19 protein-coding genes and 1 tRNA gene are annotated in these 22593 nt (G+C 64.9%); 5 read left to right on the forward strand and 15 right to left on the reverse strand.

Annotated elements, in window-relative coordinates:
- The first annotated feature begins 15 nt into the window (after positions 1 to 15).
- The 4 genes from DBV10_RS14125 (at position 16) to DBV10_RS14140 (ending at position 4937) form a co-directional block, all read left to right on the forward strand.
- Positions 16 to 1053, forward strand: coding sequence for an ABC transporter substrate-binding protein (locus tag DBV10_RS14125; protein WP_124514253.1), 1038 nt, complete (start codon positions 16 to 18; stop codon positions 1051 to 1053).
- A 105-nt stretch (positions 1054 to 1158) separates the two neighbouring features.
- Positions 1159 to 2403 (forward strand): ABC transporter permease, encoded by a 1245-nt coding sequence (locus tag DBV10_RS14130; RefSeq protein WP_199740107.1) that lies wholly within the window; start codon positions 1159 to 1161, stop codon positions 2401 to 2403.
- A 31-nt stretch (positions 2404 to 2434) separates the two neighbouring features.
- Positions 2435 to 3253: an ABC transporter permease gene (locus tag DBV10_RS14135; RefSeq protein ID WP_124514254.1), complete on the forward strand. Its 819-nt coding sequence runs from the start codon at positions 2435 to 2437 to the stop codon at positions 3251 to 3253.
- Positions 3254 to 3440: 187 nt separating this feature from the next.
- Positions 3441 to 4937: an NAD-dependent succinate-semialdehyde dehydrogenase gene (locus DBV10_RS14140; RefSeq protein WP_124514255.1), complete on the forward strand. Its 1497-nt coding sequence runs from the start codon at positions 3441 to 3443 to the stop codon at positions 4935 to 4937.
- A 276-nt stretch (positions 4938 to 5213) separates the two neighbouring features.
- Here DBV10_RS14140 and DBV10_RS14145 read toward each other — a convergent pair whose 3' ends face one another.
- The 4 genes from DBV10_RS14145 to DBV10_RS14160 form a co-directional block, all read right to left on the reverse strand.
- A complete protein-coding gene (locus DBV10_RS14145; protein ID WP_124514256.1) occupies positions 5214 to 5459 on the reverse strand; it encodes a hypothetical protein in 246 nt (81 codons plus the stop codon).
- Positions 5460 to 5519: 60 nt separating this feature from the next.
- Positions 5520 to 6713, reverse strand: coding sequence for a YeeE/YedE family protein (locus DBV10_RS14150; RefSeq protein WP_233589925.1), 1194 nt, complete (start codon positions 6711 to 6713; stop codon positions 5520 to 5522).
- 134 nt (positions 6714 to 6847) lie between these two features.
- Complete coding sequence (locus DBV10_RS14155) at positions 6848 to 7816, reverse strand: sulfurtransferase (protein WP_124514257.1); 969 nt, start codon at positions 7814 to 7816, stop codon at positions 6848 to 6850.
- Between the two features lie 222 nt (positions 7817 to 8038).
- A tRNA-Gly gene (locus DBV10_RS14160) sits at positions 8039 to 8112 on the reverse strand.
- A 234-nt stretch (positions 8113 to 8346) separates the two neighbouring features.
- Here DBV10_RS14160 and DBV10_RS14165 point away from each other — a divergent pair.
- Complete coding sequence (locus DBV10_RS14165; protein WP_124514258.1) at positions 8347 to 8709, forward strand: hypothetical protein; 363 nt, start codon at positions 8347 to 8349, stop codon at positions 8707 to 8709.
- Between the two features lie 95 nt (positions 8710 to 8804).
- Here the strand turns inward: DBV10_RS14165 and DBV10_RS14170 are convergent, their stop codons facing one another.
- The 11 genes from DBV10_RS14170 to DBV10_RS14220 all read right to left on the reverse strand — a co-directional run bounded on the left by DBV10_RS14170 (position 8805) and on the right by DBV10_RS14220 (position 22093).
- Entirely contained in the window at positions 8805 to 9716 is a 912-nt protein-coding gene (locus tag DBV10_RS14170) for a pseudouridine synthase (protein ID WP_124514259.1), read from the reverse strand.
- A gap of 57 nt (positions 9717 to 9773) precedes the next feature.
- On the reverse strand, positions 9774 to 10205 hold the full coding sequence (locus tag DBV10_RS14175) for a calcium-binding protein (protein WP_124514260.1): 432 nt from the start codon (positions 10203 to 10205) through the stop codon (positions 9774 to 9776).
- Positions 10206 to 10217: 12 nt separating this feature from the next.
- Positions 10218 to 11015 carry a hypothetical protein gene (locus tag DBV10_RS14180; RefSeq protein ID WP_124514261.1) on the reverse strand — a complete coding sequence of 266 codons (798 nt, stop codon included), beginning with the start codon at positions 11013 to 11015 and terminating at the stop codon, positions 10218 to 10220.
- Positions 11012 to 12079, reverse strand: a complete 1068-nt coding sequence (locus tag DBV10_RS22915) for a hypothetical protein (protein WP_199740104.1) — start codon at positions 12077 to 12079, stop codon at positions 11012 to 11014. Before DBV10_RS22915 ends, DBV10_RS14180 begins: the two co-directional genes overlap by 4 nt.
- Positions 12080 to 12082: 3 nt before the next feature.
- The gene (locus DBV10_RS14190) at positions 12083 to 12976 is read right to left on the reverse strand and encodes a hypothetical protein (RefSeq protein ID WP_124514262.1); all 894 of its coding nucleotides are present in this window, start codon (positions 12974 to 12976) and stop codon (positions 12083 to 12085) included.
- A 113-nt stretch (positions 12977 to 13089) separates the two neighbouring features.
- Positions 13090 to 13491: a hypothetical protein gene (locus tag DBV10_RS14195; protein WP_124514263.1), complete on the reverse strand. Its 402-nt coding sequence runs from the start codon at positions 13489 to 13491 to the stop codon at positions 13090 to 13092.
- Between the two features lie 48 nt (positions 13492 to 13539).
- Positions 13540 to 14493, reverse strand: coding sequence for an HlyD family type I secretion periplasmic adaptor subunit (locus DBV10_RS14200; RefSeq protein WP_233589926.1), 954 nt, complete (start codon positions 14491 to 14493; stop codon positions 13540 to 13542).
- A 451-nt stretch (positions 14494 to 14944) separates the two neighbouring features.
- Positions 14945 to 18217: an error-prone DNA polymerase gene (locus DBV10_RS14205; protein WP_124514264.1), complete on the reverse strand. Its 3273-nt coding sequence runs from the start codon at positions 18215 to 18217 to the stop codon at positions 14945 to 14947.
- A gap of 20 nt (positions 18218 to 18237) precedes the next feature.
- Positions 18238 to 19773: a DNA polymerase Y family protein gene (locus DBV10_RS14210; protein ID WP_124514265.1), complete on the reverse strand. Its 1536-nt coding sequence runs from the start codon at positions 19771 to 19773 to the stop codon at positions 18238 to 18240.
- Positions 19733 to 20614 (reverse strand): translesion DNA synthesis-associated protein ImuA, encoded by an 882-nt coding sequence (gene imuA / locus DBV10_RS14215; RefSeq protein ID WP_124514266.1) that lies wholly within the window; start codon positions 20612 to 20614, stop codon positions 19733 to 19735. Before imuA ends, DBV10_RS14210 begins: the two co-directional genes overlap by 41 nt.
- A gap of 168 nt (positions 20615 to 20782) precedes the next feature.
- A complete protein-coding gene (locus DBV10_RS14220) occupies positions 20783 to 22093 on the reverse strand; it encodes an HD-GYP domain-containing protein (protein ID WP_124514267.1) in 1311 nt (436 codons plus the stop codon).
- Positions 22094 to 22593: the final 500 nt, after the last annotated feature.

Here is a 22593-nt window from a genome sequence, read left to right on the forward strand (position 1 = left end):
CTAGGAAACCGCACCATGAAAAACAAGAGCCTGATCGCCTGCGCCGCCCTGTCTGCCTGCCTGGCCCTGCCCAGCCTGGCGCAGCAGCCACAGATCACTGTCGTCAACTTTGGCGGCGCCAATGCCAATGCCCAGAAGAAAGCGTTCTACGAGCCCTACGAGAAAGCGGGCAACAAGGTCGTGGCCGTGGAATACAACGGCGAGCAGGCCAAGATCAAGGCCATGGTCGAGGCCAAGAAGGTGACCTGGGACGTGGTCGAGGTCGAGTCGCCCGACGCCGCGCGCGGCTGCGACGAAGGCCTGTTTGAAAAGCTCGACTACAGCAAGATCGTCCCCCAGGCCGACCTGCTGCCCGCCGCCGTGAGCGACTGCGCCGTGGGCATTTTTGTATGGTCCACCGTGATGGCCTACAACGGCGACAAGCTCAAGACCGCGCCCACGGGCTGGGCCGATTTCTGGGACACCAAGAAGATCCCCGGCAAGCGCGGCATGCGCAAGGGCGCGCGCTACAACCTCGAATTTGCGCTGCTGGCCGACGGCGTGAAGCCCGCCGACGTGTACAAGGTGCTGGCCACCAAGGACGGCGCCGACCGCGCCTTCAAGAAGCTGACCGAGCTCAAGCCCCACATCCAGTGGTGGGAAGCCGGTGCCCAGGCGCCGCAGTTCCTGGTGGCGGGCGATGTGGCGCTGACCACGGTGTACAACGGCCGCATCGACGCCGCCAACCGCGAAGGCCGCAACCTCAAGATCTACTGGCCCGGCGGCATCTACGACCTGGACTACTGGGTCATCCCCAAGGGCGCACCCAACAAGGACGCAGCACTGAAGTTCATCGCGTTTGGCATGCAGGCCGACAACCAGAGCGTGTACGCCCAGAACATCGCCTACGGCCCTGCCAACACCAAGGCGCTGGCCAAGCTGGACAAGAAGGTGCTGGACGACCTGCCCACCTCGGCCACCAATGCCAAGGAAGCCCTGCAGTTCAGCGTGGGCTTCTGGTCGGACCAGGGCGAGGCGCTCGAAAAGCGCTTTGCCGCCTGGGCCACGCAGTAAGCCAGGCTGCCGCCGCCCGCCCGATCCATGAGCCACCCCCTGCAGCAGACCGAGCCCACCACCATGCAAGCCCACTCCGGCGTGATCGCCATGAACGCCCCCGAAATGGCCCAGGCCAGCGCCCCGGACCGCCATGCGCCCGGCGCGCTGCGCAAAGCCCTGGCCCGCGCCGAGGTGCGGCGCCAATGGCGGGCGTTCAGCCTCACGCTGCCCCTGCTGGTGTTCTTGCTGCTCACGCTGCTGGTGCCGATTGCCGCGCTGCTGCAGCGGGCGGTGGAAAACCCCGAGGTGGCCAACGCGCTGCCCGCGACCATGCGGGCGCTCGATGGCTGGGACCGGCGCGACGCCCCACCGGCTGCGGCCTATGCCGCGCTGGTGGGTGACCTCGCCCGCCTGCCCGACCGCTCCGACGCTGGCGCCCTGGCGCGCCGGCTCAACTCCGAGGTGCCCGGCGCGCGCTCCATGGTGATGGGCGCGTACCGTGACCTGCCTTTTGAAGGCCCGCCAGAGGCCATCCAGGAGCGTTTGCTGGCCGCCGACCCGCGCTGGGGCGAAGCGCCGCTGTGGCGTGCCATTGCCAAGAACGGCGCGCGCTGGACGCCCGACTACCTGCTCGCCTCGGTGGACCTGCAACGCGATGCACTTGGCCAGATCGAGCGCATGCCCGAAGAGCAGCGGGCCTTTGGCGGCATCCTGCTGCGCACCTTCCACGTCAGCCTGGTCGTCACGCTGGTGTGTCTGCTGGTGGGCTACCCGCTGGCCTGGTGGCTGGCCTCATTGCCTGCGCGTTCGGCCAATGTGCTGATGATCCTGGTGCTGGTGCCGTTCTGGACCTCGATCCTGGTGCGTGTGGCCGCCTGGATCGTGCTGCTGCAGTCCGAAGGCCTGGTCAACCGGGGGCTGATGGGCCTGGGCCTGATCGAGCAACCGCTGGCGCTGCTGTTCAACCGCACGGGCGTGGTGATTGCCATGGTGCACATCCTGCTGCCCTTCATGATCCTGCCGCTGTACAGCGTGATGAAAAGCGTGCCGCCCACCTACCTGCGTGCCGCCGTGTCGCTGGGCAGTTCGCCCATCGCCGCGTTCTTTCGGGTCTATGTGCCCCAAACCTACCCAGGCATTGGCGCGGGCGCGCTGCTGGTGTTCATCCTGGCCATCGGCTACTACGTGACGCCCGCCCTGCTGGGCGGGGCCGATGACCAGATGCTGAGCTACTACATCGCCCGCTACACCAACGTGGAAGTGAACTGGGGCATGGCCTGCGCCCTGGGGGCCCTGTTGCTGGCCGCCACGCTGCTGCTGTATGGCGTGTACCGCCGCGCTGGCAAGGCCGAATTGAGTCTGGGCTGATCACGCCCTCCAATGCTGAAAGTCGCTCACCATGTTTCGCCTTCCCCAATTCCCCCTCTACGCCACGCTGGCCGACAAGCTCGGCTGGTGGGCCGTGCGCGCACTGTGCGTGGCCGTGCTCGTGTTCCTGCTGGCCCCCATCCTGGTGATGGTGCCGCTGTCGTTCTCCGAAAGCTCCTTCCTCGCCTACCCCATCCACGGCTGGTCGCTCAAGTGGTACCGCCACCTGTTCGAGTCGGCCGAGTGGGCGCGCGCCACGCGCAACAGCTTCATCGTCGCGCCCGCGGCCACGGTGATCGCCACGGCACTGGGCACGCTGGCGGCGGTGGGCCTGTCGCGGGCCCAATTCCCCTTCAAGGGCCTGCTCATGGGCATCCTGATTGCACCCATGGTGGTGCCCATCATCGTGGTGGGCGTGGCCACCTACCTGTACTTTGCGCCGCTGGGGCTGGCCGACAGCTACTTCGGCCTCATCATCGTGCACGCAGCCCTGGGCGCCCCCTTTGTGCTGACCACCGTGCTGGCCACGCTGGCGGGCTTCAACCACAACCTGGTGCGCGCCTCGCTGAGCCTGGGCGAGACACCGTTCAACACCTTCTTTCGCGTCACGCTGCCGGTGATTGCGCCGGGCGTGATCTCGGGCGCATTGTTCGCGTTTGCCACCTCGTTCGACGAAGTGGTGGTCACGCTGTTCCTGGCGGGCGCAGAGCAGGCCACGCTGCCACGCCAGATGTTCACCGGCATCCGCGAGAACATCTCGCCCACCATCGCCGCCGTGGCCACACTGCTCATCCTCTTCACCACCAGCCTGCTGCTGGCGCTGGAGTGGTTGCGCGGGCGGCGCGCATGACGCATCCGTGCCCACCAGGAGCCCCTGTTGCAAGTGCCACATTGGTGACAACCGCCCCACCAGCGCGTGCTAGCCTGTGCCGATTTGCATCTGGCAGCCAACGCAGTCCGTCGCGCTGGCCCAGGCCGCCTGCACTCCACCCCATTTCGCCATTTCGTTCCCCTTCACCTCGCCCGGAAGCCCTCCCATGGACATGAAGACCTCCCCCCTCGCCCTGCTGAACGACCCCACCCTGCTCAAGACCGACGGCCTCATCAACGGCCAGTGGGTGGCGGGCAGCAGCCGCTTTGACGTGAACGACCCCGCCACGGGCCTGAAGCTGGCCGATGTGGCTAACCTGGACCCGCAAGATGCCGAGGCAGCCATTGCCGCCGCCAACGCCGCCTGGGGCCCCTGGAAAACCAAGACCGCCAAGGAGCGCAGCATCATCCTGCGCAAGTGGTTCGACCTGCTCATGGCCCACCAGGACGACCTGGGCCGCATCATGACGGCCGAACAAGGCAAGCCCCTGGCCGAGGCCAAGGGCGAAGTCGCCTACGGCGCGAGTTTTGTAGAGTGGTTTGCTGAGGAGGCCAAGCGCATCAACGGCGAGACCCTGCCGCAGTTCGACAACAGCCGCCGCTTGATGGTGCTCAAGCAGCCTATCGGCGTGTGCGCGGCCATCACGCCATGGAACTTCCCGCTGGCCATGATCACCCGCAAGGTCGCGCCCGCATTGGCCGCCGGCTGCCCCGTGGTCATCAAGCCTGCCGAGCTGACGCCGCTCACCGCCTTGGCCGCCGCCGAGCTGGCCCTGCGTGCAGGCATCCCGGCCGGCGTGTTCAACATCCTGCCCGCCGACAGCGACCACTCCATCGCCATCGGCAAGGTGCTGTGCGCCAGCGACGTGGTGCGCCACATCAGCTTCACCGGCAGCACCGAAGTGGGCCGTATCCTGATGGCGCAGTCGGCCCCTACGGTCAAGAAGATGTCGCTGGAGCTGGGTGGCAACGCGCCCTTCATCGTGTTTGACGACGCCGACATCGACAGCGCCGTGGAAGGCGCCTTTGCCAGCAAGTACCGCAATGCCGGCCAGACCTGCGTATGCACCAACCGCTTTTACGTACAGGAAGGCGTGTACGACGAGTTCGTGGCCAAGTTTGCCGCCAAGGTGAAAACGGCCAAGGTGGGCAACGGCTTTGAAGCGGGCGTGAACCAGGGCCCGCTGATCGAGGAAGCCGCGCTGGCCAAGGTGCAGCGCCATGTGGACGACGCGCTGGCCAAGGGCGGCCAGGTGGTGGCGGGCGGCCAGCGCCTGAAAACGCTGGGCTCAGGCCAGTTCTTCGAGCCCACCGTGGTGGCCAACGCCACGGCCGACATGCTCTGCGCGCGCGAGGAAACCTTTGGTCCCTTCGCCCCGGTCTTCAAGTTCAAAACCGAGCAGGAGGCCATAGCCGCGGCCAACAACACCGAGTTCGGCCTGGCCAGCTACTTCTACAGCCGCGACGTGGGCCGCATCTTCCGTGTGACCGAGGCGCTGGAATACGGCATGGTGGGTGCCAACGTGGGCATCCTGGCCACCGAGCACGTGCCGTTTGGCGGCGTCAAGCAGTCGGGCCTGGGCCGCGAGGGATCGCACTACGGCATGGACGACTACGTGGAGATCAAGTACCTGTGCCTGGGGGACATCCAGAGCGGCAAGTGAGCGCCCCTGGTCGCTGTCCATTCGGCGTGAATCACTATGATTTTCATAGCTACCTGCGCTGATTGGGCGAACGCAGAGGGCCAAAAAGGCCTGATTATGTATATGCCTCAGACACTTCTCCCCCACCCGTTCGGGCTGAGCCTGTCGAAGCCTTGCACGCACACGGCAAGCCCTGGCTTCGACAGGCTCAGCCCGAACGGGTAGGTTGGTCTCTGAGGTAGGTACATAGTCAGGCAAAAAGGCTTGTAAATCGCCGCCACCACGCCCCCCGCAGGCCTACACGCAGCGATAGGTCACTTCAAAGCGGCTGACCTGCGCGGACAACTCGGCCTCCAGGCCGTACTTCGCACAGTGTTTTTCGGCCGCCTTGAGGGCACCATCCGGGCCCAGTGTGGAGTTTTCCCAGTTGATGGACACGGCCTTCTCATTGCCGATGGCGATGAACGGTGCAGGCGGTGAATAGGCACAGCCGCCCAGGCCTGCAGCCATTGCCACCAGCCAGCGCCAAGGCATCAGGGTCATTGTGTTTGTGCGGGTATCCATGCGGGCCGCAGTGTATCGGACGACCTTTTTCCTGCATCCTTAGCGCCCGCCAGGCCACAGCCGCTGGATCCGCAGCCCCGCCCCCACGGCAAAGAACACGGCCGCCCCAAACACCCAGCCCGACAGCGCCCCCGCCATGCCGCCCGACAACAGCGTGCCGATGGTGCAGCCCAGCCCTGTCATCGCGCCCCAGCCCAGCAGCACACCACCCGACAGGCCCCGCACGGCATCGCGCCAGGTGGGCCAGCGCGGCGCACACTGGCGGCTGGCCAGGGCCGCAACAAACGCGCCCGCCACCAGGCCCGCCAAGAGCAAGGCATTGGGCGTGAACCAGGTGGACTGCGGCGCAGTGGCGCAGCCCGCAAACCCATCCAGCCCCTCCAGCCGATCGGGAATCCAGCCCTGCCCCTGGGCCCATTGGCGTGCCGCACTGCCCAGCGTGGCCGTCACCCCCAGCGGCCGCATGCGCACAATCGCAAACGCGCCAATTAGCCCCACAGCCAGCCCGCCCACCCAATAAGGCCAGCGCCCGGCCCACAGATTGCGCCACACAGTGCGCAAACCGGGCACGCCCCCTGGCACCGATGCAGCGGCCGCCTCGCGTGCAAAACCGCGCCACAACCAGGCCGCCACCAGGGCCAGCCCACCCAGTTGCACCAGCAGCGCCCCGCCATACCCCAGGTGTGCGGGCAACCACACCACGGGCGCGTCGGCCACGCTCAGGCTGTACAAGGACTTCCAGGTGGTGAAGCCCAGGACGAAACCCAGTGCCGATCCGACCAGCGCAAACGGTGACACCGGCGAGCCCTCGGCCAGCCGGTACCAGTGCGCACTGATGCACGAGCCCGAGACCACCATGCCTGCGCCAAACGACAGCCCCGCTGCCACCAGCACCCAGCTCACCGGGCCGATGTGCATGTCGGGCGGCAGCTTGCCAGGCTGGGGCACAGGCAACCAGCTGCCCAGCACCACGGTATAGCCCACCACCCCCACGGCCAGCGCCAACACGATGGCCAGCAACCCGCGCGGGTTGTGGTCTTCAAACCAGTCGCGCGCATGGCAATAAAAACAGAAGCGCGTGCGCTGCAGCACCAGCCCCAACACCCCGCCCGTGACCAGTGCAAATGCCAGCGTGCGCCCGCCCGGCAGCGCCTGCACTGCGTGGGCAGCAACACCCAGCGCCACCACCAGCGCCAGGGCACCCACATGAGAAAAATTGATCTTGAACGCCATCACCTCACCCCTCGCGCATAAAAAAAGCCCGCACGAAGCGGGCTGTAAAAGAGACCCCTACCAAAAATCAAAATCTCTTCTTTGTGTCTTGCATTGCCACCTTCTTCCCAAAAGGTTCTTGTCAGCCCATCTGCTCACTTGGCGGCCCAGATGGTGCCCGCCGGGTTGGTGATGGGCACACCCACCGCATTGCCATATTCCGTCCACGAACCGTCATAGTTCTTCACGCTGTAGCCCAGGATCTTGGACAGCGCAAACCAGGTGTGGCTGGAGCGCTCGCCAATGCGGCAGTAGGTAATGATGGGCTTGCTGCCGTCCACCCCCGCGCTGGCATAGAGCTTTTTCAGGTCTTCGGCCGACTTGAAGGTGCCGTCTTCCTTCACCGCCTGGCCCCAGGGCACATTGGCCGCACCCGGGATGTGGCCGGCACGGATGCTCAGCTCGGGCACCCCGGCAGGCGCAAAAATCTTGCCCATGTATTCATCGACCGAGCGGATGTCCACCAGCTTGGCGTTGCTCTTGCCCTCGGCAGCGGCCAAGGCATCCGACAGCCGCGCGCGCAGGTCGGTGTTCACCTTGGCCACCTTGTAGCTGGTGGCGGCAAACTCCGGCACGCGGTTGTTCAATGGCTGGTTCTCGGCCTCCCACTTCTTGCGCCCGCCGTCGAGCAGCTTCACGCTCTTGACGCCATAGAGGTCAAACACCCACGCACCCCAGGCGGCAAACCAGTTGTTGGTGTCGCCGTACAACACCACCGTGGTGTCCTGCGATACCCCAGACTTGGACAGCAGCGCCTCGAACGCCTCCTTGCCCACAATGTCGCGCCGCACCCGGTCATTCAAATCCTGGTGCCACGAAAAATTGACTGCCCCCGGCACATGGCCACGTTCATACAGGCCCGGGTTCACGCTCACCTCGACAATCCGAAGCTGCGGGTTGTCCAGGTTCTGCGCCAGCCATTCGGTGGTGACCAGGGGGCCTGCGGGGATGGGGGTGGCGGCGAATGCTGCGCTGCAGGCCAGCATGGCACCACCCAGCGCAGAGGCGCGAAGCCATGTCCCCGCAGTTTGCAAAAAAACGGTTGTGCGTAGCGAGGTCAGCATCGTCTTCCTTTCCGTGTTGTTGAAATACCAGGGCTTGCGGCACCCGATGCACGAAATTTAGAAGAGATGGACCCTTGGCCCAACCAAGCAAAACGACTATGAATATGCAGATTGAGTGCTTGCTGGCAAAGCCGCCCGCAAGGGCACAGCAACCCACGCCATACACGCAGAGCCGACAAAAAGAGCGGAGGGGCGGGGAAAATCTGGTCAGCCTGGAAGGGCTGGAGCGGGTGAAGGGAATCGAACCCTCGTATGAAGCTTGGGAAGCTGCCGTTCTACCATTGAACTACACCCGCCTTTTGTAAGCCATTGATTTACAACGGCGTTTCAATCAGGCGATTGAAACTATCCAGTGGGCTTTCGCCATTTCATAGTTTCAACTGCAGGCGTATTGTAGCCACGCGGGAAACGCATCCAGAACGACCACAGCATGGCGTTTCTGCTGGTGGTTTCGCACCCTTCGGCAGACGCCAGCCCGAAAGCAGCACAATGGAGGGTTCACAACTCCCTGCGAAAGAAGGAAAAGCTCCATGCAACTGAGCGACGACCGCACACAGGCCACCCTGGCAATCAACAAGACCCTTACCGCGCCAGAGATCGAGAGCCTGATCCGTGAGCTGGCTACGCTGCGCTCGCAGATGGCGCCTGAAGTCGCTCCCGCCCCACAGGACAGCAACGGAAACGGCGTTCCTGTGATGTCGCAGGACAACCCCACGATTGCTATCCAGTACCCGCTGGAAGCAGAGCATGTCACGATCTACCTGCGAAGCATTGGATTGGGATGGACCGCTTGGCGGCTGCACCCTGATACCCAGCGGGCACTGGCCGAATTTTTCAACTCACGGCTCACGCAAAATGCCCCCGCGCAGAGCAAACCGATTCCCTTCCGTTGATTTGATCCTGGGGGACCAAGCGGCTAAAAGTGCAAGCACGCTGCCCTGCCAAGAGGCCTCCACCCCGACCACATTGGCGGTTTTGAGGCCCGTTCTCAGAGCAGGCACAGCGACTGCCGGCTCTCGAACACCCGCGAATCCCCCGTGATCGGATCCACAAACTCCAGCGACCGTGCCAGCAACTGCAGGGGCCGTGAGTAATCGCCTTCGGGGGGATCGTTGACGACCGGGTAGAACGGGTCGTTGCGCAGCGGCAGACCCAGGGCCGCCATGTGCACGCGCAGCTGATGCCGCTTGCCGGTAACAGGCGACAGGCGGTAGCGCGCCCAACTGCCAGCCACCTCCAGCACCTGCATGCGGGTGTGGCTGTTGGGCTCGCCGGGCACCTCCTGCATGCGAAAGAACTGCTGCGGGCTTTCCTCCAGGCGGCTGACATGCTCGCGAGGGAAGACCACATCCGCACGCCAGGGCGCGATCGCGTCGTAGTGCTTGGTGATCTGCCGGTCGCGGAACAAGGCCTGGTAGGCGCCGCGCGTGCGCTGCTGCACCGACAGCATCACCAGCCCCGCCGTATCGCGGTCGATGCGGTGCAGCGGCGACAGCTCGGGCAAGCCCAGCTGGCGCTTGAGCCGCACCAGCAGCGTGTTGTGCAGATAGCGGCCCGAGGGCGTCACCGGCATGAAATGCGGCTTGTCGGCCACCACCAGGTGCTCGTCCTGGTACAGCACCACTTCGCAGAAAGGCAACATGGGCTCGGCAGGCAGACTGCGGTAGTAGTACAGGCGCAGCCCGCCCTCGAACGGCCGCTCGGGCGCCACCGGCTCGCCGCGCTCGTCCACCACGTCACCCGCCCACATCCGCTGGCACCATTCATCGCGGGCCACCACCGGCAGCCGCTGGGCCAGAAAGTCCAGCATGCTGCCCCGCCCATGTGTGGGCAGCACCACGCAACTGGGGCTTACGCCGTCGCGCACCGGCAGAACATGGGGATGGTGGGGGTTATGCATGGCGCGGGGATTTTAGGGTGCCCCGCGATCACCGCCTCAACAACAAGGCGCCATGCACTACTGCCAGTTTGCGACAATTACCGGGTTGAGTGCTGTTTGGTAGCCAGCAGGCAAAGTGGTCTGCCCGGCCGACGGCGGCGAGAAAGCGGCCATCGCGTCAACCAGTGACTGCACCTTGGCATCGGTGAGCACTTTGCCATTGGCCCAGATCTGCTCCACACGGCGACTGGAGCCGACGTACCAGTCTTTAACAATTGCTTTGTCGCCTGTCCCAATAACACTCACTTCCAGGTTATTGCCTGCTTTTCGCAACCAGATCTGGTCATGCCGAACATTCGAGCCCCACTGCAACAAGTCACTGACGTTGGAAGTGCTGGGGGTGACGGCGCGCTCCGCATTAAGGCAAGTGACGGCATTGGCGATCTCGGTTTTACCGAGTGTGTATGGCTGTCCCGTACTCGAATTGATTGCTGTCAGGTGCTTTTCCATGCCCAATTCCCCTTATTGCATTGGCGAAAAAAAATGATTTGAAGACCGCCGCCATGGCTGCTTAACCCAGTTGCTGCCAGGAATCGACGCACAGGCATTGCGCACAGCAATCTGGCACCACTTGCGCGCATCGGCTTCGTCCTTGGGTTGTCCGCGTTCGGGTTTGCCGTTTGCGGCCGCCATACAAAGCCACACTTGAGCTTGCGCGTTGCCGCCCTCAGCTGCGATTTCGGCCCACTTGCGGGCGGAAGAAATGGGCAGAAGCTCTTCGGGGGCACATTTGCCGTCAGGCATCCATTCGTCAATGCAAATTGTCGGTTTGGTACTCTGGCCGTAGCGTCCATTGGTCAGTTCCATCAAATGGGTAGCCGCCCAAGGGTTGCCCTCTTCCTCTGCCGCTGCCATCGCGGCACGCAAATAGGCTTCATGCGTGACGCGATAGTGCCCGTTGGGGTGCATGATGTTGGCCAACTGCCAGGTGGCGGACTTGCTGCCCTGAGCTTGGGCCTTTTCTAGCCACTTGATGTTATAGCTGCCGTCCAAAGGTGCCGTCCACAGGCCGTCGCGGGTCTTGCGTATCAAACCTAGTCGCAGTTGCAAGCCAGCATCGCCCGTTTGTTCTGCCTGTCTTTCCAGATACTTCAGAAATCCGAGTGTGGCCACCGAGTCAAACCGACTTCGGTTGATCCAATCAGCTTCGCAAGGAATGCCGCCGGGCGGCGCTATTTGCTCGCTGGCTGAAGCCAGCAAAGTGATGCATGTGGAAGCAGCAAGGATGACTTTAGAGAAAAAGGTTCGGCTGGTTTTCATGCGATTTCCATACTGGAGGTTTTGAGATATTTATGGCCTGTAGCACCTGTTGGACGGGCGCGAGCAGCTATTAATTTCATATCGTTTTTTGTCCAGCAACACCGGTGTGTGACACGGCGCGTGGCCTCGCCCGTGTCTTTCAGGCTCAAGGTGGCGCTGTTGCTGCTGGCCACGGGGCTGGTGGATGCGCCGCCGGTGCTGGTGAATTTGGCTGTCAGGGTGGCGTCCACATTGGCGTCCAGATCGGCACTGTTGACGATGGAGAAACCCACATCGGTCTGCCCTCCGGCCAAGGTGATCGGCACCATGACACCGGTGTGGGCGTCGGTGTAAAACGCGTTGAGATCGGCTTGGGCTTGGGCCACGGTGGTTTGTCCGCTGGCCAGTTCCGCTTGAAGCCGCCGGTAAAAGGTGGCCAACCCTGGATGGGTGAACCGCGCTGCCAACAAATCCGGGCTGGTGCGCAACTCATTGAACTCATTCAGCGCATCCTGCAGCGTGCCGTCCTTGACCAAACCGACGCCTGCGCCATTGAAAGTCACCACACGCTGCGCCGCCCCCGCATTTAGCAGGTTGAACACCGTGGCCAAGTGCCCGCCCAAGCTGTAGCCCGTCACGCTGAACGCCTGCCCTGCGCCCAGCTTGGTGGCATCGTCTTTCAGCTCTGCATACCAGTCCTGCATGTCCGCGATCTGCCCCCAGGCAAACCCAGTCTCCTTGATCTCCAGCTCGTTCGTGGCCTTGTTGTCACGCGCCGCGTCGTCGATGAATTCTGTTGAGCGGAAGCTCAGGACAGTTTCATTGGCGTCCCTGTTGCGGAATAGCGTGCCGCTGAAGCCGGTTTTGGTGTTTGCGGTTTGGTCAAGGACTTCCCATTCGTCTGCGAATGTCTTGGCTTGGCTCTCGACAAAACGGCTGGAGTGGTCGTTTCCTCGGACGAGGGCCGCAATATAGCGATCTTGGCCATCTGCAAGTTGTCCGTTGACCTCATCTCGAATGAAGGCTTCTGCGGCAATTTGCAAATGAGCATAATTGAGATATTCAGAAATAGTCGGCGCGGTCATTTATTAATTCTCAGGCTTCAAAGATTTATTAACAAAACGGATGGTTTGCCCCAGCTGAGCCCGGGAGCCATGACGAGGAGCGAACTCTGGACAAGCGTTATTCGCAGCTAACAACCAGGGGGATCGCCCCCCCGCACTGCTCCCCTGAGCCCAATCCACCATATACCCAATGCGCTCGGCAATGACTTCATTGGTTTGCAGGTCAACAACTCGAAGAGAGCTGCCAGCAATCCAATGATTTCGCTCCTCACGGGTGGAAATATCGTCATAGGTTACGCCGTAACGGGGACGGGGAGCGGTCGATGGGGTTCTTTCGAGAACGTAATCGTAGACATTGAGATCGTAGTTTGGGTTTCGCTTCAGCTCCAACTGCACATTTGGGGCATCGATTTTTTTTTGCCTCACTGCTTTCAAAGACCCCGTATACCGATATCTCACCCCATCCTTGGGATCAACAGCCTCAACATATTCATAGCCTCTCTGAAGTCGGTTCGAAGAAGGGTTTTGATTTATCTTTGACCAAGATTCGTAATTACTCTCAAGAAACTCTTTTATATATCCATCTCCGTAAACGTCACTACCATACGGATCATCCAGCACATACTGCTCATCAAAATTCACTCCCTTCGGGCGCAGCTTCATCAAGAAAACCCCCTCCACGTTCTCCACCGTGCGATGGATAAACACCCCGGCCTTTTTGCACCGCTCGCGAAACATCTCTGCCGCGATGCGCTGGCGCTCTTTCGGTGATTGCTGCTGTGCGGATACCGGGGCATCAGCGGCCATCGCGAGAGGGGTGGGGTCACCAATGCAGGCTGCCACGGCCAGAACGGCGCCCCAAAGTGCACGGCGCCAAGACAGGGTGAGACGGTCTGAAATTCTTTGGCTTTTACGCATTACAGGCTCCAGTGAATGGGGTGATCATGAAATTTTGGCGTCCTGCGTTTTCCTGTATTTTTTCTTGTTATATTTTTAGCAGTAGAAAATATTCACTCGGACTTTGCAGTTTTCTAGTTCCCCCCGTCCACCCCAAGCATCTGTAAGCCTGCATACGCCCCCACCATCATGCCCCCCGTGTCGGCCACGGGCGCGGGCGAAAACCTCGCCATGGCCTGCATCAGCTGCTGCAGTGCGCCGTCAGTGGCTTGGGCTAGCGGATTCTGGGTTTGATGCTGCTGTATATAAACCCCGGGCTTGACCGAAAAGCTTTCCCAGATCCCTTCGCTGCCTAGTTGGTCCGGCCAATAGCTTGCAAACAAATCTCGGTATGACCAATCTGTCGACTCGGGCGTGATCTGCAAAGGCTTGTTAACCCCCATAAATGTCTGGCCTTGTTCTTTATCATTCCAGCGATAAAGCTCAACCGTGCCCCGGTAGGTTTGTGTCGCTTCGTCAAACTGCATGTTGTTCATGGTCATTTCCTTCAGTTGTCGATTGGCATGTATGCGGTGATTGCAGGATCACCGCTCCCTCAAACTCTCACTCCCCGCCCTTTGAATCGGACTGAGCAGATATTCGATGACTCTCCGTTGCCCGGTCTTGATCTCCGCCGTGATATTCATCCCCGGCGCGAGTTTTATTGGTTTGCCATCAATGTCGATCGTTGTCTGGTTGAGCTTCAAGGTCGCCGGGAAGATCGCCCCGCGCTTCTCGTCATTCACCGCGTCCTGCGTGACCTTGTCCACACTGGCCTTCACCGTGCCGTACCTTGTGAACGGGAAGGTCTCCAGCTTGATGGCCACATCCTGCCCCGGGGCCACAAACCCGATGTCCTTGTTCTCCAGCGTGACCTCGGCGCTGACGCTGGCCGCATCGGGCACGATGACCATCAGGGCCTGGGCCTCGGTGACCACGCCGCCTTCGGTGTGCAGGGCCAGTTGCTGTACGGTGCCTGACACCGGGGCCGTAAGGGTGGCCAGTTGTTCGCGCTGGGTGGCTTTGGTGAGTTCCTGGCCGGTCTGGTGGCGCTTGAGGTCCGCCTGGGCCTGGCGTTCGCTTAAAGAGCGTCTTGTTTCTGCCAGGTAGGCGCTGCGGGTGTGTTCGGCCTCCGTCAGGGCGGCCTGGGCTTCCTGGTACCGGGCCTGCTGGGTGGCCAGGTCGCGTTCGAGCTCGATGCGTTCGCGGGTGCGGTCCTGGTTGGCGTGGCCGGACATGAAGCCTTGGGTGGTGAGCGCCTGGAAGTCTTGTTCGCGCTGGCGGGCGATGGGCAGGGTGGCTTCGAGCTTGCCGATCATGGCGCGCACGGTGGCCATTTCGGCCTGGCGGCGCTGGTGTTCGGCAGACAGTTTGGCCAGGCGGGCGGTGATGTCGCTCCACTCGGCGGCCAGTTGGGCCTGGGTGTCGGCCTTGTCGGCGGGTGTCCAGTCTGCTGGGGTGTCCTGGTGAAGCTCTTGATTTATGGCCTTTTTGTGCATCTATCGCCTGATGGGTGTGCGCTAATAGCTCTTGTTTTGATAGCATTTTCTGCAGGATCTGCGCGCGCAGCCAGTCGGACTGGGCGGCCTTGCGGGTCTCCACCAGGCTGGCTTTGTCGGCCTGGGCGGTGGTGGGGTCCAGCTCTACCAGGGGCTGACCTGCTTCTACGTGGTCGCCGTCTTTGACGAGGATGCGCTGGACCACGCTGCGTTCCAGGGGGTGGATGACTTTGGTACGGTCGCTCACGATGATGCGGCCTGGGGCCATTGCTAGGGGCCCGATCTTGCTCGTGTTGGCCCGGTGTTGATTGTTTGTGCCCCATCGTAGTGCGAGCGATTTCGGGTGATTGCAACAATGTGCGTCACTGAGTGCCGCCGGTATCAGCTCTCCGGTGGACCTGTCATGCACCTGTCTCTGCCGACCGTGGTGCGCCATTCTCAACCCGCTGGCTCAATGAAAATCCCGGCTGCCCTGCAGCGCCTGGGCCATGCGGCCGAGCAGTGGGGTCAGGTCCTTGAAGCGCTGGGCAACCAGGTGGCGCACCACGGTGGGTGCCTGGCCTGAGGTGGTGGAATGCGCGCTGCCGCCCTCGGGCACGCTGCACTGCCACAGGCCTTCCACAGCCAGCAGCTGGGATCTGAGCAGAGCGTTGCGCCAGCGGTCCACCATGGCGGGCCAGACGATGACGTTGACGGGGCCGGTTTCGTCTTCGAGGGTGACGAACATGGTGCCCTTGGCGGTGCCGGGGCGCTGGCGCACGGTGACGATGCCGCAGGCGCGCACCTGGCGGCCATGGGGGGTGGCTACCAGTTGCAGCGCGGTCTGCAGGCGCCAGCGGGCCAGGCGCGGGCGCAGCAGGGCCAGGGGGTGGCGGCGCAGGGTGAGGCCGGTGGCGGCGTAGTCGAACAGGATTTCTTCGCCCTCGGGGGCGGCTGGCAGCGCCAGCGGTGCCTCCAGCACGGGCACGTCGCGCAGCAGGGCCGGGGCGCTGTGCTGAGCGGCGGCGTCCCACATCTGCTGGCGCCGGTGGCCCGAGAGGCCGGCCAGTGCGTCGGCGGCGGCCAGGGCCTGCACGTCCTGCTGGCTCAGCCGCGCGCGCAGGGCCAGGTCTTCGGTGGTGGTGAAGGGCGATGTGGCGCGGGCCTGCACCAGGCGGTCTGCCGCGCCCTGGCCCAGACTGCCGACCAGGCACAGGCCAAGGCGCACTGCGGGCTGCGGCAGCCGTGGCCTGGGCAGCCCCTTGGCAGGCAGCAGGTGCTCGGCGGGGCCTTCCAGTGTGCAATCGTGGTGACTGTGGGTCACGTCAATGGGCAGCACACGCACGCCGTGGCGGCGTGCGTCCTGCACCAGCTGCGAGGCGGTATAAAAACCCATGGGCAGCGAGTTGAGCAGCGCGGCCAGGAAACACGCGGGCTCGTGGCACTTGAGCCAGCTGCTGGCATAGGCCAGCTGTGCAAAGCTGTGGGCGTGGCTTTCGGGAAAGCCGTATTCGCCGAAGCCCAGCATCTGCTGGAAGATGCGGTCGGCAAATTCGGCGGGGTAGCCGTTGGCCTTCATGCCTTTTTTGAGGGGCTCCTCGAAGCGGTGCACGCCGCCCTTGCGCTTCCAGGCGGCCATGGAGCGGCGCAGGTCATCGGCCATGCCGGGCGTGAAGTCGGCCGCGATCATGGCGATCTGCATGACCTGCTCCTGGAAGATGGGCACGCCCAGCGTGCGTTCGAGGGCCTCTTCCAGCTCGGATTTTTCCAGCACCAGCGACAAGCCCTGCCGCCTGCGTTCGCGCGCCTTGAGGTACGGGTGCACCATGCCCCCCTGGATGGGCCCGGGCCGCACGATGGCGACTTCCACCACCAGGTCGTAGAACTCGCGCGGGCGCAGGCGCGGCAGCATGCTCATCTGCGCGCGGCTTTCGATCTGGAACACGCCCACGGTGTCGGCGGCGCAGATCATGTCGTAGGTAGTGGGGCATTCGCGCGGAATGCTTTTGAGGCCCCAGCGCTCGCCGCGCAGCACTGCGCGAAGGTCCAGGCAGCGGCGCAGCGCGCTGAGCATGCCCAGGGCCAGCACATCGACCTTGAGCAGGCCCATGTCATCCAGGTCGTCCTTGTCCCACTGGATGATGCAGCGCTTCTCCATGGTCGCAGGCTCGACCGGCACCAGCCGCGTGAGCTTGCCCTGCGTGAGCACAAAACCGCCCACGTGCTGGCTCAGATGGCGCGGAAAACCCTTGAGCTCGCCGGCCAGCTCCAGCCACAGCGCGGCCGTATGCCGGTGCAGCGGCGCGCCCACCGCCTGGGCCAGCTCCTGCAGGCGGTCGGCGGCGAAGGCCTCGTCGAACCAGTGGTGGTCCTTGGCGAACGCGTCCACCAGCGCGGGTGCCACGCCCAGGGCCTTGCCCACGTCGCGCAGGGCGCTGCGCGTGCGGTAGGTGGTGACCACCGCGGCGATGGCCGCGCGCTCGCGGCCGTATTTGCCGTAGATGTACTGGATCACCTCCTCGCGCCGGTCGTGTTCGAAGTCCACGTCGATGTCGGGCGGCTCGCTGCGCTCCCGGCTGATGAAACGCTCGAACAGCAGGTGCGAATTCTCGGGATCCACCGCCGTGATCCCGAGCACATAACAGACCACCGAATTAGCCGCCGAGCCGCGCCCCTGGCACAGGATGCCCACGCTGCGCGCAAAACGCACGATGTCGTGCACGGTGAGGAAATACATCTCGTACCGGCAGTGCGCGATCAGTTCCAGCTCCTTGCGGATCTGGTTCAGCACCTTCTCGGGAGCGCCTTGGGGGTAATGGCTTTGCACGCCCTCTTGCACCAGCCAGGCCAGCGCCTGCGCCGGGGTCATGCCCGGGGGCACGGTCTCCAGCGGGTACTGGTACTGGATCTCGTCCAGGCTGAAGCTACAGCGCCCCGCCACCACGAGCGTGGCCGCCAACAGCGCGGGGGGATAGATGCCCGCCAGCCGCACGCGCCGGCGCAGGTGGCGCTCGGCATTGGGCTGCAGCGCAAAGCCACATTCCGCCACGCTGCAGCCGCGCTGCACGGCGGTGACCACGTCCTGCAGCGGCTTGCGCCGGCGGCTGTGCATGTGCACATCGCCCGCCGCGACCAACGGCAGGCCCAGCGCCGCGCCCGCCTGCTGCAAGCTGGCCAGCCACAGGCCATCGTCAGGCGCCAGGTGCAGCTCCACCGCCAGCCAGAGGTGGCCGTCAAAATTTGAATCAAATTGGCCTCTAGCGCTTTGCAGGAAAGCACTAACAGCTATCAAATCAGAAGCATCGAAAGATTCGCGGCAAGGCGCCAGCAGCAACTCGCACCCCTGCAGCAAATGCCAGGGGCTGGCCGGGCCCACGTGGTACTGCCCCTTGGGGGCCGCAGCGCGTGCGGCGGTGATGAACTCGCACAGGTTGCCCCAGCCGTTGGCATCGCGCGCCAGGGCCACCAGCCGCAGCGGGCCCCACAGGAACTCGCTGCCCACGATGAGGTGCAGGCCGCATGCCTTGGCGGCCCCATGCGCGCGCACCACGCCGGCCACCGAACATTCGTCGGTCAGCGCCAGGGCCTGGTAGCCCAACCTGGCCGCACGCTGCACCAGCTCGGCAGGGTGTGATGCGCCGCGCTGGAAGCTGAAGTTCGACAGGCAGTGCAGCTCGGCATAACCGGGCAAGCCCCCGCCCCCAGGCACCGAGGCTGCGGGGGCCGTGGAGGCGCTGCGGAGCATGGAGGCATCCATCGCTGGCATCACCCGAAAAGGCCGTGCAAGAACCAGCGCTGGGGCCGCAGGCCTGCGGGCTCGGCCTCGTCTTCGGCCCGTGGCGGCAGCCGCTCGCGGAACACCCACACCAGGCCGGCCACGTCGTTGTAGGCCATGAAGTAGTCGCGCAGCGCCAGGCTGGGGCTGACATGGGCGGGGTCCCCGGGGGACTCGGCCTCGGCGCAGGACCACCAGCCGGCCTCGAACCGGTGTGGCCCCGCCAGCAGGCGCAGCAGGCCATGGTGGCAAGGGCGGTGGCCCTGCATGGCCAGGCGCCGGGGCGTGCGCAGCAGCCAGGTGGGCCACAGCGCGGCATCAGGCGCATGCGGTTCGGCGGATGGCCCGGGTGGGCGGGGCGCACCTGCGGCACCCGCCCGGCCTGCCAGCACCTCGGCGGCAGGCCGCCACTGCTGCATGCACTCCGGCCGGTGGTCGGCCAGCAGCACCGGCGCCTGCACCTGGCCGGCCCCCAGGCGCGCCGACAGGCGCTCCAGCAGCTGGTGCAGGGCTTCGCCGGCCGGGGCGGATGCTGCATCGCCACCGCCCTGACGGCCGCCGGGCGGCAGCAGGCTGGCATTACGCTGCGGCAGCGGGGCCGCTTCCAGCAGGCGCAGCGTGATCTGGTTGGCCGGGGCCGCCAGCGTGGTGCGCGCCAGGTTTTCCGACAGCAGGCGCCGCAGGTGCGCCATGTCCTGCGTGGCCTGCGCCGTGCGCACCTGCAGCGCTGCGGTGGGGACCAGCGCCACGCCGTCGATGCGGCGCAGGTCATGGCGCCAGGCCAGCTCCAGCCCCAGGGCGCCCAACTGGCGTGCCTGCAGCCAGCCCTGCAGCACGGCGAGGCAGCGGCCCGCACTCCAGAGCAGGGCCTCGGCCGATTCGGCCAGCGCCGGCAGCTCGGCCGTGAGCACCAATTGCTCGGGCAGCTCCAGCCACAGGTGCGCCTGCGGAGCATGGCCCAGCGCCTGGTCCAGCACCCGCAGCACGCCCGCCCCGAAGCGCCGGGCCACCCCCGCCCGTGGCAACGCCTGCAGGGCGCCCCAGGTGCGGCAGCCCATGCGCTCCAGGCTGGCCACATGGGGACGCAAGGCGGTCAGGGTGTGCAGGGGCAGCCCCTGCGGAACCCGCGATGGCGGGGCTCGCCCCGCCATCGCCAAGCGCAGCAGGGCCTGCGCCACCAGGGCGGTGGGGCCACAGCCCCACACCGGCTGCGGCGGGTCCAGGGCCTGCCTGCGGCAGCCGCCCGGCCCTGCCGCGACCCCATCAGCCCCATCAGCCCCATCGACTTCATTGGCGTGCGCCGCCAGCGACCACGCCGCGCACACCTGCGCCAGCAAGGCTTCGCGGCCGCCCCACAGCCGCTCGGTGGTGGACACCTCCAGCAGCACGGCCTCGCCGTCCACCAGCGCCACACGCGGCGTGAAACGCAGGGCCCACCAGCCGGCCGCCCCGGCATCGGCAAGGGCGGGAGGGGCTGCGGGGGCATCAGCCTCCCAGCGTGGCAGTGGCAATGCGATCCAGTGCATGCATCCTCCCCTCCGGCACCCGCAGTGCCGGCGTGGGCACCACCTCGCTGCGCCCCATGCCCAGCATGCCCGGCCCGCCACCCCGTGCGGCCTCCAGTACAGCCTCCTGCGCGGCCTGCCGGCGCCGGGCCTGGGCCGCCAGGGCCTGCGCGAGCCGGGGGTGGCAGCCGGGCAGGTCCAGCCCCTGCACCAGGGGCGGGCCCCGGCGCTTGAGGATCTGCACCTGCATGCCCGGGAACACCGCCGCCCCACCCGCTGCGCCCAGCCCCTGCACCTGCAGCCGCAACACAGCGGGCGATGCCTGCGGCGCCACCGCCAGGGGCCTGAACACCCAGAGCAATTGCTGCTGCTGCGCGGCAGCCAGTTGCAGGCGGCGCAGCGCCGCTGGCGGCACCTGCGGCAACCAGGCCATCACGGCCAGCACATCGCGGCAGCGCAGGGCCTGCTCGGCCGCCCACAGTGCGGACGATGCAGACGACGCCCCTGCTCCGGTGCGCACCAGGCACAGCCGGTCGGCCGCCAGCCCTCTGGCCTGCAACGCCGGGGCAAAAGGCTCATGGGGCGGCGCCACGCCCACCACCACCCCCGCACGCCCGGCCGTGGCCTGGGCCAGCGCGGGCAACACCAGCTGCCATTCAAACAGGCCCGGCAGGGGCTGCAGAACCTCGCTCAGCGCGCCCACGGGCCAGCCGCCACCGGGCAGCTGCGCGTCCAGCAGCGCCGACCCCGACGGCTGCGCCTGCTGCAGGCCCCCGCCCAGCGAATCCGCATGCCAGACGCCGGGCACAGCGAACGGCAAGTCGGATACGGTAGTCCTGCGGGGAAGGTGGGTGGCAGGCATGGGGGCAAAGGCTTCCGGCGGTATAAATACTGTGAATACAACCAGTATTTTGCCGCAACAGGAATCCCCCGGGAAGGCCTGGGCACAGCCATTTTTGGCGGTGAAACGGGCGGGCCCAGGTGTGGCCCGACCAGGGCAGCGCTCAGAACCTGCCCACGGCCTGCGGTCTCACAACCGCTGCATGGCCCAGGCGCACCAGTCGGCCACGGCGGCGTCCTCGGGCGTGGCGCGGTCCGACAGCTGGGGCCAGCGGTGGTGGCTGGCATTGAGGATGCTTTGCAGCTGCCACAGGGCCTCGCGCCCCACCAGGGCCACCTCGGCCATGCCGATGGCATCACCCTGCAACTGCGCCAGCAATTCACCCTGGTGCTGCGGGTGGGAACCGGCCTCGATCAAGGCCTTTTGCAGGGCCTGCAACCGGGCGTCGGCAAACGCGAAGGCGCTGCCTGCCGGGGCCTTGGCGGCAGCTCCGGGGGGCAATGCCGCCTTGAGCTTTCCCCAGTAGACAAAGGCCTCGGCGAGCAGGTCAATCTGGCGCGGAGCATCGTTGCCCAGGGGCATGAGGGCCGACTCGCGTGCGACCTCTTCCTGCAGCAAAGGCAACACATGCATCACCAGTGCCGACGGGAATTTGCGGTGATTGAGCCGCAGCACCAGCGACAGGCGCTGCGCGGGCATGTCCTCGTACTTTTCGTAGAACGCAGCCACCACTTCGGCCAGCAACAGGATGCGCCCCAGGGGCGTGATGTTGGCACCCGTCAAGCCACGCGGGTAGCCGGTGCCATCCATGCGCTCATGGTGTTCCAGCACGGCCACCTCGGCTGCGCGGGGATAGGCCTCGGTGTCGCGGATCATCAGCATCGCCGTGATCGGGTGCGCCACCAGGTGCTTGCGCTGCACCCCCACCACCTTGTTGTCGGGGTCGCTCCAGGCCGGGTCCATGTGCAGCACACCCAGGTCATGCAGCAAGGCAGCGGCAGCCAAGGTGCAGCAGTCGCGCTCGGACAGATCACTTTTGATGCCCAGAAACACGGCCACCGTCATCATCTGCAGGCTGTGCTGGAACAGTTCGGGGCGTTGGTCGCGCATCACCGTGAGCTTGCAGGCCATGGACGCTGGCATGGGCAGGGAGCGCAGCGGCGCCAGCAGGCGGGCGCCCGAGCCCAGCGCCTCGGCCAGCATGTTGGGCAGGGCCTCCTGTTCGATGAGCGCCTGGCCCGCCGCCAGCAGGGTTGGCACGTCCACCGGGTTTTCGATGGACAGATGGCGGTCGATGGGCTCGCGCAGCTTGTGCTGCACCAGGCGGTCATACAGGCGGCTGTCGATGCGGGCCCCCTTCTCCACCAGCTTGATGCCGTTGTCGGTGTAGATGGCAGCGTCCGCCACCACCGTCCGGCGGTCGGCCATGTCGGTCAGCGCGCGCAGGTAGTGGGGGCTGTCGGCGGAACCAATGTCCGCCGAATCAAAAGGGTCTGTCATGCGAGGAACAACAAATCGTTACCTCGGACTATATGACGTTCTCTTGCGGAGCACTGACACAAAACCCTCTTGGGCACCACACCGCCTTGACGCATATCAAGCGCCGCCCGGCCCCACGACAAGACCGCCGCATCCACCGCCGGATTGCAGCCCTCCCCGCACCGGGGCCTGTACCCCCAAGGCATCCCCCAAAACACCGTTCCAAATTCACACCAGGGTTTACCTGGGATGTGGAGGGCTGAAGGCGTCATTTTGCGGGCCCTGGACAGTCAGGCCTGGGTAAACCCTGAAAAATTCCCGATTGATTGTTTCCAATACTGGAACAGTTAGTTCGCGACCCAGTGGTTTTTCTGTGACCTTTACCCGCGTACAGTTCACCCCATCGATGAGCCGAACCCGCAAGGCGACTCACCGAACCCGGTTCAGAAATGGTTTTTGACCCGGCTTTTTTGCGACGCTTTTTTACTTTCAAGGCTTTTCATCATGAACAAGACCGCCCG

It is taken from the genome of Acidovorax sp. FJL06 (assembly GCF_003852545.1).
Taxonomy (GTDB): Bacteria; Pseudomonadota; Gammaproteobacteria; order Burkholderiales; family Burkholderiaceae_C; genus Acidovorax.